This window comes from Streptomyces sp. ADI96-02 (genome assembly GCF_003846185.1).
In the GTDB taxonomy this organism is placed as follows: Bacteria; Actinomycetota; Actinomycetes; order Streptomycetales; family Streptomycetaceae; genus Streptomyces.
The window spans coordinates 4,693,482-4,705,417 of the sequence record NZ_ML123034.1; the positions used below are offsets into that span (position 1 = coordinate 4,693,482).

General features: G+C 70.3%; 11 protein-coding genes and 2 pseudogenes. 10 read left to right on the forward strand and 3 right to left on the reverse strand.

Annotated elements, in window-relative coordinates; translation table 11 throughout:
* The 9 genes and pseudogenes from EES43_RS31480 to EES43_RS20895 all read left to right on the forward strand — a co-directional run.
* Nucleotides 1–127: pseudogene (locus tag EES43_RS31480) on the forward strand (F0F1 ATP synthase subunit A); the annotation flags it as partial.
* 87 nt (nt 128–214) lie between these two features.
* Entirely contained in the window at nt 215–445 is a 231-nt protein-coding gene (gene atpE, locus EES43_RS20860) for an ATP synthase F0 subunit C (protein WP_007447723.1), read from the forward strand.
* Between the two features lie 41 nt (nt 446–486).
* Complete coding sequence (locus EES43_RS20865) at nt 487–1,023, forward strand: F0F1 ATP synthase subunit B (RefSeq protein ID WP_124270113.1); 537 nt, start codon at nt 487–489, stop codon at nt 1,021–1,023.
* Nucleotides 1,020–1,835: a F0F1 ATP synthase subunit delta gene (locus EES43_RS20870; RefSeq protein ID WP_124270114.1), complete on the forward strand. Its 816-nt coding sequence runs from the start codon at nt 1,020–1,022 to the stop codon at nt 1,833–1,835. Before EES43_RS20865 ends, EES43_RS20870 begins: the two co-directional genes overlap by 4 nt.
* 149 nt (nt 1,836–1,984) lie before the next feature.
* Nucleotides 1,985–3,556 (forward strand): F0F1 ATP synthase subunit alpha, encoded by a 1,572-nt coding sequence (atpA, locus tag EES43_RS20875; protein WP_124270115.1) that lies wholly within the window; start codon nt 1,985–1,987, stop codon nt 3,554–3,556.
* A 3-nt stretch (nt 3,557–3,559) separates the two neighbouring features.
* Nucleotides 3,560–4,477: a F0F1 ATP synthase subunit gamma gene (locus tag EES43_RS20880; protein WP_124270116.1), complete on the forward strand. Its 918-nt coding sequence runs from the start codon at nt 3,560–3,562 to the stop codon at nt 4,475–4,477.
* Nucleotides 4,477–5,919 (forward strand): F0F1 ATP synthase subunit beta, encoded by a 1,443-nt coding sequence (gene atpD, locus EES43_RS20885; protein WP_124270117.1) that lies wholly within the window; start codon nt 4,477–4,479, stop codon nt 5,917–5,919. Before EES43_RS20880 ends, atpD begins: the two co-directional genes overlap by 1 nt.
* Nucleotides 5,920–6,027: 108 nt before the next feature.
* A complete protein-coding gene (locus tag EES43_RS20890; protein ID WP_124270118.1) occupies nt 6,028–6,402 on the forward strand; it encodes a F0F1 ATP synthase subunit epsilon in 375 nt (124 codons plus the stop codon).
* A gap of 132 nt (nt 6,403–6,534) precedes the next feature.
* Nucleotides 6,535–6,981: a DUF2550 domain-containing protein gene (locus EES43_RS20895; RefSeq protein ID WP_124272087.1), complete on the forward strand. Its 447-nt coding sequence runs from the start codon at nt 6,535–6,537 to the stop codon at nt 6,979–6,981.
* A 188-nt stretch (nt 6,982–7,169) separates the two neighbouring features.
* Here EES43_RS20895 and EES43_RS20900 read toward each other — a convergent pair whose 3' ends face one another.
* From EES43_RS20900 to EES43_RS20910, 3 genes are all read right to left on the reverse strand, one after another.
* Nucleotides 7,170–9,047, reverse strand: a complete 1,878-nt coding sequence (locus EES43_RS20900) for a glycoside hydrolase family 18 chitinase (RefSeq protein WP_124270119.1) — start codon at nt 9,045–9,047, stop codon at nt 7,170–7,172.
* A 169-nt stretch (nt 9,048–9,216) separates the two neighbouring features.
* The gene (locus EES43_RS20905; RefSeq protein WP_124270120.1) at nt 9,217–9,867 is read right to left on the reverse strand and encodes a response regulator; all 651 of its coding nucleotides are present in this window, start codon (nt 9,865–9,867) and stop codon (nt 9,217–9,219) included.
* Nucleotides 9,864–11,138 carry a sensor histidine kinase gene (locus tag EES43_RS20910; RefSeq protein WP_124270121.1) on the reverse strand — a complete coding sequence of 425 codons (1,275 nt, stop codon included), beginning with the start codon at nt 11,136–11,138 and terminating at the stop codon, nt 9,864–9,866. The genes EES43_RS20905 and EES43_RS20910 overlap by 4 nt, the downstream gene beginning before the upstream one ends.
* Before the next feature lie 151 nt (nt 11,139–11,289).
* Between EES43_RS20910 and EES43_RS20915 the strand changes: the two are divergent.
* A pseudogene (locus EES43_RS20915) lies at nt 11,290–11,823 on the forward strand (hypothetical protein); the annotation flags it as partial.
* Nucleotides 11,824–11,936: the final 113 nt, after the last annotated feature.

Genomic DNA, 11,936 nt, shown 5'->3' on the forward strand with positions numbered 1-11,936 from the left:
CACCGCGTCGTTCGCCGTGACGCTGGCCCTGACCGTCTTCGAGATGTTCATCCAGGCGCTCCAGGCGTACGTCTTCACCGTGCTGACCGCCACCTACTTGTCCCAGGCGCTCGAAGAAGCGCACTGAGGACTCCCGTACCACCACCCGGACACCCCCCAGACGTCCGGTGGACGCAACCTCCACCGGCCAACCAAGAGAAGGAACCACAGATCAATGTCTGAGACTCTCGCAGCCGTCACGGGCAACATCGGCACCATCGGCTACGGCCTCGCGGCCATCGGCCCCGGCGTCGGCATCGGCATCATCTTCGGTAACGGCGTGCAGGCCATCGCCCGCCAGCCCGAGGCGGCCGGCCTCATCCGCCAGAACATGCTGCTCGGCTTCGCGGTCATCGAGGCCCTGGCCCTGATCGGCTTCGTCGCCCCCTTCATCTACCCGAAGTAGTCCAGGCGACCTGACGATACGTTTTCGACGAAAGGTCCACCATGTTGCATCTGGCAGCTGAGGAGCCGCAGTCACCGCTGTTTCCGGTCTGGCCCGAGATCGTCATCGGTCTGATCTGCTTCAGCATTGTCTTCTTCGTCTTCTACAAGAAGCTCCTCCCGGCCATCAACAAGGCCTTGGACGAGCGTCGCGAGGCGATCGAAGGTGGCATCGAGAAGGCGGAAGCGGCTCAGACCGAGGCCCAGAGCGTTCTTGAGCAGTACAAGGCTCAGCTCGCCGAGGCCCGCCACGAGGCCGCCCGCCTGCGCCAGGAGGCGCAGGAGCAGGGTGCCGTCATCATCCAGGAGATGAAGGCGGAAGGTCAGCGGCAGCGCGAGGAGATCATCGCCGCCGGCCACACCCAGATCGAGGCCGACCGCAAGGCCGCGGCAGCCGCGCTGCGCCAGGACGTCGGCAAGCTCGCCACCGACCTGGCCGGCAAGCTCGTGGGCGAGTCCCTCCAGGACCACGCCCGGCAGAGCGGCACGGTCGACCGGTTCCTCGACGAGCTCGAGGCGAAGGCCGAGGCCGCCCGATGAACGGCGCGAGCCGCGAGGCACTGGCCGCCGCACGCGAGCGTCTCGACGCGCTGACCGACAACACGTCGGTCGACGCGGCGAAGCTCGCCGAGGAGCTGGCCTCGGTCACCGCGCTTCTCGACCGCGAGGTCTCCCTGCGCCGGGTCCTCACCGACCCGGCCCAGAGCGGCGAGAGCAAGGCCGCGCTGGTCGCGCGCCTGCTCGACGGCCAGGTGGGCGGCGAGACCGTCGACCTGGTCTCCGGGCTCGTGCGCTCCCGCTGGTCGCAGTCGCGCGACCTGGTCGACTCGGTCGAGGAGCTGGCGATCACCGCCGACCTCACCGCGGCCCAGCGCACCGGCGCTCTCGACGACGTCGAGGACGAGCTGTTCCGGTTCGGCCGGATCGTCGGCTCCGACACGGAGCTGCGTTCCGCGCTGACCAGCCGCACGGCCACCACCGCCGCCAAGGGCGAGCTGCTGCGCAGCCTGCTCGGCGGCAAGGCGCAGCCGGTGACCGAGCGGATCATCGTCCGCCTCGTGACCCAGCCCCGTGGACGTAGCCTGGAGGCGGGACTCGAATCCCTGTCCAGGCTCGCCGCGGAGCGCCGCGACCGCACGGTCGCCGTCGTCACCTCGGCGGTGCCGCTCAGCGACCGGCAGAAGCAGCGCCTCGGCGCCGCTCTGGCGAAGCTCTACGGCCGGCAGATGCACCTGAACCTGGACGTGGACCCCGCGGTCCTCGGCGGGATCTCGGTGCGCGTCGGTGACGAGATCATCAACGGCACCGTCGCGGACCGCCTCGAAGAGGCGACCCGCCGGATGGCCGGCTGATCGACGCGGCGCGAGACCGTGCGTTTCAACTGAACGAGCAAGACCAGCGGCCCGGTTGGGCCGTGCAGAAATTGCAGAAGATTCCTGGGGGTCGGCCCCCAGACCCCCTTAAGAAACTTCGGGCCCAACAAGGAGAGCAGGGAACCCAGATGGCGGAGCTCACGATCCGGCCGGAGGAGATCCGGGACGCGCTGGAGAACTTTGTCCAGTCGTACAAGCCGGACGCGGCCTCGCGCGAGGAGGTCGGTACGGTCAGCGTTGCCGGCGACGGCATCGCGAAGGTGGAGGGCCTGCCCTCCGCCATGGCGAACGAGCTGCTGAAGTTCGAGGACGGAACCCTCGGTCTCGCCCTCAACCTCGAGGAGCGCGAGATCGGTGCGATCGTCCTCGGCGAGTTCAGCGGCATCGAGGAGGGCCAGCCGGTGCAGCGCACCGGTGAGGTGCTCTCCGTCGGCGTCGGCGAGGGATACCTCGGCCGCGTCGTCGACCCGCTCGGCAACCCGATCGACGGTCTCGGCGAGATCGCGACCGACAGCCGCCGCGCCCTAGAGCTGCAGGCCCCTGGCGTCATGGTCCGCAAGTCGGTGCACGAGCCGATGCAGACCGGCTACAAGGCCGTCGACGCCATGGTGCCGATCGGCCGCGGCCAGCGTCAGCTGATCATCGGCGACCGTCAGACGGGTAAGACCGCGCTGGCCGTCGACACGATCATCAACCAGCGCGACAACTGGCGCTCGGGCGACGTGAACAAGCAGGTGCGCTGCATCTACGTCGCCATCGGTCAGAAGGGTTCCACCATCGCCTCCGTGCGTGGTGCGCTCGAAGAGGCCGGCGCGCTGGAGTACACGACCATCGTCGCCGCCCCGGCGTCCGACCCGGCCGGCTTCAAGTACCTGGCGCCGTACACCGGTTCGGCCATCGGCCAGCACTGGATGTACCAGGGCAAGCACGTCCTGATCATCTTCGACGACCTCTCGAAGCAGGCCGACGCCTACCGCGCCGTGTCCCTGCTGCTGCGCCGCCCGCCGGGCCGTGAGGCATACCCGGGTGACGTCTTCTACCTGCACTCGCGTCTGCTGGAGCGCTGCGCCAAGCTCTCCGACGAGATGGGCGCCGGTTCGATGACGGGCCTCCCGATCGTCGAGACCAAGGCGAACGACGTGTCGGCGTTCATCCCGACCAACGTCATCTCCATCACCGACGGCCAGTGCTTCCTGGAGTCCGACCTGTTCAACGCGGGTCAGCGTCCGGCGCTCAACGTCGGTATCTCGGTCTCCCGCGTCGGCGGCTCCGCCCAGCACAAGGCCATGCGGCAGGTCTCCGGCCGGCTCCGCGTGGACCTCGCCCAGTACCGCGAGCTGGAGGCGTTCGCCGCCTTCGGTTCCGACCTGGACGCGGCCTCGAAGGCGTCGCTGGAGCGCGGCAAGCGCATGGTCGAGCTGCTGAAGCAGCCCCAGTACGCCCCGTTCCCGGTGGAGGAGCAGGTCGTCTCCGTCTGGGCCGGCACCACCGGCAAGATGGACGACGTCCCGGTCGAGGACATCCGCCGCTTCGAGAGCGAGCTGCTGGAGTTCCTGCGCCGCGAGCGCAAGGACCTCCTGACCAGCATCGCCGAGGGCGCCAAGATGTCCGACGACACGCTGCAGTCGATCGCCGACGCGATCACGGCCTTCAAGCAGCAGTTCGAGACCTCGGACGGCAAGCTCCTGGGCGAGGGCTGATCGATGGGCGCTCAGCTTCGCGTTTACAAGCGCCGCATCCAAGCCGTCACCGCGACCAAGAAGATCACCAAGGCGATGGAGATGATCGCCGCCTCGCGCATCGTCAAGGCGCAGCGCAAGGTGGCGGCGTCCATGCCGTACGCGACCGAGCTCACCCACGCGGTGACCGCGGTGGCGACCGGCTCCGATGCCAAGCACCCGCTCACCACCGAGGCCGAGTCCCCGGTCCGCGCCGCGGTCCTGCTCGTCACGAGCGACCGCGGTCTGGCCGGCGGCTACTCCTCCAACGCCATCAAGGCGGCGGAGCGGCTGCGGGAGCGCCTTGCCGGCGAGGGCAAGGAGGTCGACACGTACATCGTCGGCCGCAAGGGTGTCGCGTACTACGGCTTCCGCGAGCGCAAGGTCGAGGACTCCTGGACCGGCTTCACCGACAACCCGGCGTACGCCGACGCCAAGCGCGTCGCCGCCCCGTTGATCGAGGCCATCCAGCAGGACACGGCCGAGGGCGGCGTCGACGAGCTGCACATCGTCTACACGGAATTCGTGTCGATGATGACGCAGAACGCGATCGACGACCGGATGCTGCCGCTTTCGCTCGACAAGGTCGCGGAGGAGAGCACCCGGAAGGGCGAGATCCTTCCGCTGTTCGAGTTCGAGCCGTCGGCTGAGGACGTCCTCGACGCCCTTCTGCCGCGCTACGTCGAGAGCCGCATCTACAACGCACTGCTGCAGGCAGCCGCTTCCGAGCACGCCGCCCGCCGCCGCGCGATGAAGTCGGCGACCGACAACGCCGGGGACCTCATCAAGAGCCTGTCCCGGCTTGCCAACGCGGCCCGCCAGGCCGAAATCACCCAGGAAATCAGCGAGATCGTCGGCGGTGCCAGTGCCCTGGCCGACGCGACCGCGGGGAGTGACAAGTAATGACGACCACAGTTGAGACGGCCGCTGCCACGGGCCGCGTCGCCCGGGTCATCGGCCCGGTCGTCGACGTGGAATTCCCCGTCGACGCGATGCCGGAGATCTACAACGCCCTCCACGTCGAGGTCGCCGACCCGGCCGAGGAAGGCGCCCGCAAGACGCTGACCCTCGAGGTCGCCCAGCACCTGGGCGACGGCGTGGTCCGCGCGATCTCGATGCAGCCCACCGACGGCCTGGTCCGCCAGGCCCCGGTGACCGACACGGGCGCGGGCATCACCGTCCCGGTCGGTGACATCACCAAGGGCAAGGTGTTCAACACCCTCGGTCAGATCCTGAACGAGCCGGAGGCCGAGGCGCAGATCACCGAGCGCTGGCCGATCCACCGCAAGGCCCCGGCCTTCGACCAGCTCGAGTCGAAGACCGAGATGTTCGAGACCGGCCTGAAGGTCGTCGACCTGCTGACCCCGTACGTCAAGGGCGGCAAGATCGGTCTGTTCGGTGGTGCGGGCGTCGGCAAGACGGTCCTCATCCAGGAAATGATCATGCGTGTGGCGAAGCTGCACGACGGTGTGTCGGTGTTCGCCGGTGTCGGCGAGCGCACCCGTGAGGGCAACGACCTCATCGACGAGATGACCGACTCGGGCGTCCTGGAGAAGACCGCGCTGGTCTTCGGCCAGATGGACGAGCCGCCGGGCACCCGTCTGCGGGTCGCGCTGTCCGCCCTGACCATGGCGGAGTACTTCCGCGATGTGCAGAAGCAGGACGTGCTGCTCTTCATCGACAACATCTTCCGCTTCACGCAGGCCGGCTCCGAGGTCTCCACGCTGCTCGGCCGCATGCCGTCCGCGGTGGGTTACCAGCCGACCCTGGCCGACGAGATGGGTGTGCTCCAGGAGCGCATCACCTCGACGCGCGGTCACTCGATCACCTCGATGCAGGCGATCTACGTCCCCGCGGACGACCTGACCGACCCGGCCCCGGCCACCACGTTCGCCCACCTCGACGCGACGACGGTTCTCTCCCGTCCGATCTCCGAGAAGGGCATCTACCCGGCCGTGGACCCGCTGGACTCCACGTCCCGCATCCTGGACCCGCGCTACATCACGCAGGAGCACTACGAGGCGGCCAGCCGCGTCAAGGGAATCCTGCAGAAGTACAAGGACCTCCAGGACATCATCGCGATCCTCGGTATCGACGAGCTGGGCGAGGAGGACAAGCTCGTCGTCCACCGTGCCCGTCGTGTCGAGCGCTTCCTGTCGCAGAACACCCACGCCGCCAAGCAGTTCACCGGCCTGGACGGTTCGGACGTGCCGCTCGACGAGTCGATCGCCGCGTTCAACGCGATCTGCGACGGTGAGTACGACCACTTCCCGGAGCAGGCGTTCTTCATGTGCGGCGGCCTGGAAGACCTCAAGGCCAAGGCCAAGGAGCTCGGCGTCTCCTGAGCCTCAGGCTCACCGAGGGGGGTGGGTGTGTCCCGCCCCCCTCACCACGCCCCGTAGAATCGACCCAACACCCGGCCGGGCGGCCGGGTGGTGACCCGAGGAGCCCCCTTGGCTGCTGAGCTGCATGTCGAGCTGGTCGCCGCGGACCGCAGTGTCTGGTCCGGCGAGGCCACCCTGGTCGTCGCGCGTACCACGTCCGGCGACATCGGCGTCATGCCCGGTCACCAGCCGCTTCTCGGTGTGCTGGAATCGGGCCCCGTGACGATCCGTACGAGCGAGGGCGGCACCGTCATCGCCGCTGTGCACGGCGGTTTCCTCTCGTTCGCGGACAACAAGCTGTCGCTGCTGGCGGAGATCGTCGAGCTGGCGGACGAGATCGATGTCCAGCGCGCCGAGCGTGCGCTGGAGCGCGCGAAGTCGGACACGGATGCCGCCGCCGAGCGGCGCGCCGACGTCCGGCTGCGTGCGGTGGCGGTGCACTAGCACCCCCACGGACAGATGTTTTTACTCAGCCGCGGCCCGCGCTGGAGCAATCCAGCCGTGTCGCGGCTGAGGCGATGCAGGTGCGATTGCGTTCGGTATCCGTTACTCGACGATGCGAGGAGGTCGGTGGAGATGGTCCTCGCGTTGTGGGTGGGCGGTCTGGTCGTTGTACTGGTCCTGGTGGGCCTGTTCGTCTTCGGTCTGCGCCGGCGGCTGATCCAGCGGTCCGGTGGGACCTTCGACTGCAGCCTGCGCTGGGACGTGTCGGAGGAACCGGACCCGTCCGGCAAGGGCTGGGTGTACGGGGTCGCCCGCTACAGCGGCGACCGCGTCGACTGGTTCCGCGTCTTCTCCTACGCTCCTCGCCCCCGCCGGGGCCTGGAGCGTTCTGCGATCGAGGTGATGGCCCGCCGGCTGCCGGAGGGCGAGGAGGAGCTGGCGCTCCTGTCCGACTCCGTCGTGCTCGGCTGCCTCCACCGCGGGACACGCCTGGAGCTGGCGATGAGCGAGGACGCCCTGACCGGCTTCCTGGCCTGGCTGGAGGCGGCGCCGCCCGGCCAGCGGGTGAACGTGGCCTGAGCGGCCCGTCCCGCCCGGCCACGCGCCCTCCCGGCCGCCCGCGTTGCTCGCGCGGCTCCCCGCGGGGCCGGCGTGCGGCCAAGCGAAAAGCCGGGGAGACGGGGGGCGGACCCGTCTCCCCGGCGCTCTGCGGGGGTGGTGCGGTGCTGCGGTCGCGTACCGCTACGGCACGGAGGCCGCCGGCGGGACTACTGGAGGCCGGTCTTGATGGCGCTCACCAGTTCGCCGTTGGCCGTGTCACCGCTGAACTCCCAGAAGAACGCGCCTCCCAGGCCCTGGTTCTTCGCCCAGGTCATCTTGGAGCCGATGGTGGCCGGGGTGTCGTAGCTCCACCAGTTGGTGCCGCAGTGCGCGTACGCCGTACCGGCGATGGTGCCGGTCGCCGGGCAGGTGTTCTTGAGGACCTTGTAGTCCTCGATGCCCGCCTCGTACGTGCCCGCCGCCGCTCCGGTGGCCGTGCCGCCCGGGGCGGCCTGGGTGACGCCGGTCCAGCCGCGGCCGTAGAAGCCGATGCCGAGCAGCAGCTTCTTGGCCGGGACGCCCTTGGCCTTCAGCTTGGCGATGGCGTCGGCGGAGGTGAAGCCCTGCTGCGGGATGCCGGTGTACGGGGTCAGCGGGGAGTGCGGGGCCGTCGGGCCCTTGGCCGCCCACGCGCCGAAGAAGTCGTACGTCATCACGTTGTACCAGTCCATGGACTGGGCCGCTCCGGCGTAGTCGGCGGCGTCGATCTTGCCGCCGGCCGAGCCGTCCGCGGTGATGGCGGCGGTCACCAGGTTGTTGGCGCCGAACTTCGTCCGCACGGCGGAGGCGAGGTTCTTCAGTGCGGCCGGGCCGCTGGTGTCACAGGTCAGACCGCAGGCGTTGGGGTACTCCCAGTCGAGGTCGATGCCGTCGAAGACGTCGGCCCAGCGCGGGTCCTCGACCAGGTCGTAGCAGGACTGCGCGAAGGCCGCCGGGTTCTGGGCCGCCTGCGGGAAGCCGCCGGACCAGGTCCAGCCGCCGAACGACCAGAGGACCTTGATGTGCGGGTACTTGGCCTTGAGCTTGCGCAGCTGGTTGAAGTTGCCGCGCAGCGGCTGGTCCCAGGTGTCGGCGACGCCGTCGACGGACTGGTCGGCCGTGTACGCCTTGTCGTAGTCGGCGTAGGAGTCGCCGATGGTGCACTTGCCGTTCTGCACGTTGCCGAAGGCGTAGTTGATGTGCGTGATCTTCGCGGCGGAGCCGGACGTCACCAGGTTCTTGACGTGGTAGTTGCGCCCGTAGACGCCCCAGTTGGTGAAGTAGCCGAGGTTGACCTTGTCACCGCCGGGGCCGGGGTTCTCGCCGCCGCCACCGGTGGTGCGCACCGAGACGGAGCCGGAGGCCGGACCGGTCTGGTCGATGGTGTCCCGGGCCTGCACGGCGTAGGAGTAGTCGGTGCCCGCGGTCAGACCGGTGTTGGTGTACGTGGTTCCGGTGACCGTGGCGACCTTGGCGCCGTCGCGCAGCACGTCGTAGTTCTTGACGCCCTTGTCGTCGGTCGCGGCGCTCCAGTTCAGCTTGACCGAGGTGTTGGTCACCTCGCTGGTGGTCGGGGTGCCGGGGGCGGAGGGGGCGCTGTCGCCGGGCGCGGTGCCGCCGTCACAGGAGGCGCCGTTCAGCTTGCATCCGGTGGGGGAGCCGGTGCCGGTGCCGTTGAAGCCGAAGCTCACGCTGGCGCCGGGCGCGATGGATCCGTTCCAGCCGAGGTTCTTGGCGGTCCAGTGCGTTCCGGAGCCGGTGACGGTGGCGTCCCAGGCGGAGCCGACCGCGGTGCCCGAGGGGAAGTCCCACTCGACCGTCCAGGAGGAGAGGGCGGTGGTGCCGGTGTTCTTCACCGTCCACTGACCCTCGAAACCGCTGCCCCAGTCGGACTTCTTGGTGTACGCGGCGGTGGCCGAGGCCGCCGCCGAGGCCGGGGAGGCGAGTGTGACCATCGCGGCCAGCGGAAGGATCAGGGCGGTGAGGCCCGCGACCGCCTTGGACCTTCCGGTCCGGGTGGGGACCCATCTGAATCTGGTCCGGCGTAGGGGGGTTCCAGTGCTCAACGGTGCTCCTCGGGTGAGGTCCAGCAAACGGGGGTAATTCGTGGACTGCAAACCCTGCGCCGCCCTGAGTACGTTGTGGCACGGCGTACTCACCGCAGTGTGTGTTCGGTGAGATTAGGAAGGTCTGGACCACTCGTCAAGAGGTCTGGACCAAAGGTCGCGTGACCGCTCAGGCGCCCAACTCCTGTGCCAGCACGGCCGCCTGCACCCTGCTGCGCAGCTCCAGCTTGCCCAGCAGGCGGCTGACGTGGGTCTTCGCCGTCGCCTCGGCCATCGAGAGCCTGCCCGCGATCTCGGCGTTCGACAACCCCTCGCCCAGGCACCGCAGCACCTCACGCTCGCGCCGGGTGAGCGCTCGCAGCACGGCGGGATCCGCCGCCGGTGCGGAACGCCCGCGCCCCGCACCGGCGAACTCCGCGATCAGACGGCGCGTCACCGCCGGTGCGATCAGGCCCTCGCCCCGCGCCACCGTCCGTACCGCCTCCAGCAGTTGACCGGCGTCGGCGCTCTTCAGCAGGAAGCCCGCCGCCCCCGCGCGCAGCGCCCCGAAGACGTACTCGTCCAGGTCGAACGTGGTCAGCACCAGCACGTCCGCGAGCTGTTCGGCCACCACCAGCCCGGTCGCCGCCACTCCGTCCAACCGGGGCATCTGCACGTCCATCAGGACCAGGTCCGGGCGGAGTTCGCGGGCCAGGCGGACCGCCTCCTCGCCGTCCCCCGCCTCGCCGACGACCTCCACGTCCGGCGCGCTGGACAGGATCAGCACCAGCCCCGCGCGCACCGCCGGCTGGTCCTCGGCGACCAGAACCCGGATCGTCATTCCCGCACCGTCCCTTCCCGCACGGGCAGTTCGGCCCGCACCCGCCAGATCTTCGCACCGCTGCCGCCGCTGCCGCCGCTGCCGCCGCTGCCGCCGCTGCTGCCGCCGCTGCCGCCGCTGCCGCTGCCGCCGCTGCCGCCGCCGTCCGGCTCGGCCCCCGCCGTCATGCTCCCGCCCAGCAGCGCCACCCGCTCGCGCATCCCCACCAGGCCCGCGCCCGAGCCGGGCGCCGTCGGCCCCGACCGGCCGCCGAGGACACTGGTCACCTCGACCGTCAGCACCCCCTCGGCACGGGCGAGCCGCACCACGACCGGGCCCGGCCCGGCGTGCTTGAGGGCGTTGGTCAAGGACTCCTGCACGATGCGGTACGCGGCCAGCTCGACCGGCGCGGGAAGCGTGCCGGACTCCTCCCGGGCGTCCTCCAGGACGGGCGCCAGCCCGCTGGACGACCCATTGGCACGGGCCTGCTCGACGAGCGCGTCCAGACCGGCGAGCGTCGGCGCGGCGCTCGGCACGTCCTCCTCGCCCCGCTCCCGCAGCAGCCCGATCAGCCGGCGCATCTCGGCCAGGCCCTCGACGCTGTTCTCCCGGATCACCCGCAGAGCGCCCCGGGAGGTCGCGGGCTCGTCGATGGACAGTGCGGCCGTGGAGTGGATCGCGATGGCGGAGAGGCGGTTGGCGACCAGGTCGTGCAGTTCGCGTGCCATCCGGGCCCGCTCGGCGGCCACCGCCTGCGCCCGGTCCATCTCGGCCAGCAGCGCGGTCTGGTCGGCCCGCAGCAGCGCGGCTTCGGCGGCGGTGCGGTGGTTGCGCACGCTCACGCCCGTGATGGCCGGGACGAAGGAGACCATGCCCGTGACGACGCCGATCAGCACCGCCTCGGGCGTACGGAACCAGGCCAGGAAGCCGATCGTGGCCGCGACGGTGATCAGGAGCGAGACCACCGGGATCCGTCGGGCGGCGCCCGGGGTGCCGTACAGCACGGCCGCGTACACGATGTCCGTGAACATCAGGACCGTGGCGAGACTGCCCACGGTGAACTGGTCCGCGACCAGGGCCGCCGTGCCGACGAGCAGGGCCGTCCGCGGGGCGCTGCGGCGCAGCAGCTCCATCGCGGCCATCACGCACAGCGGGACGAGCGCGACCCACGGCTCCGAGAAGAGCCTGCCGCTCTGGAGGAGCAGGCCCAGGAGCCACAGCAGCAGGCCCCCGAGCAGCCCGGCAGCCGCCAGGGCCACATCGGCACGGTGGGGACGGATCGCGGTGAACACCCCTCCATCCAACACGCGCCGCCGCCCCGTGGCCTCCCGTCGCAGGGGGACGCCCGGCTACATCGAAGGATGCAGTCCCGTTTCGTCACCGCCGACGACGCGTCGCCGCCCGATCGGCGGAACGCTGGAGGGGAACGGAAGGAGAGATACCGTGATCGCCCTGCTCGTCGTGGCCTGCGAGGTCGCCTTCTGGGTGCTGCTGGCCGCAGGACTCGCCCTGAGGTACGCCGCTCGGAAACCGAGGCTCGGCGCGGCCGTGCTGCTGTGCGAGCCGCTGCTGGAGGTCGTGCTGCTGGTGGTGACCGCCCTCGACCTGAAGAACGGCGCGGAGCCGGACTGGAAGCACGGCCTGGCCGCCGTCTACATCGGCTTCACCGTGGGACTGGGCCACTCCACCGTCAAGTGGGTCGACGCCCGGGTCGCCCACCGCTGGGCGGGCGGACCGCCGCCGGTGAAGCCGCCGAAGTACGGCAGGGCCCGCGTGATCCACGAGTGGCGCACCGCCGGCCGCTGGATCGTGGCGGCCGTCACCGCGCTGGCGCTGCTCCAGGCGGCCGTCTGGTACGTCGGCGGCGAGGGGGACACCGGGTCGCTGCTGATGTGGCAGCAGAAGATGCTCTGGGTGATCGGCGTCAACCTGCTCATCGCCGGGGGCTGCACGCTGTTCCCGAAGCGGGAGCCGAGGACCCCGGCCGGGCGGGAGCCCGGGAGCCCGGCCGACCGGGAGACCGCCGACCGGGAGCCCGGCCGACCGGGAGACCGCCGACCGGGAGCCCGGCCGACCGGGAGACCGCCGAC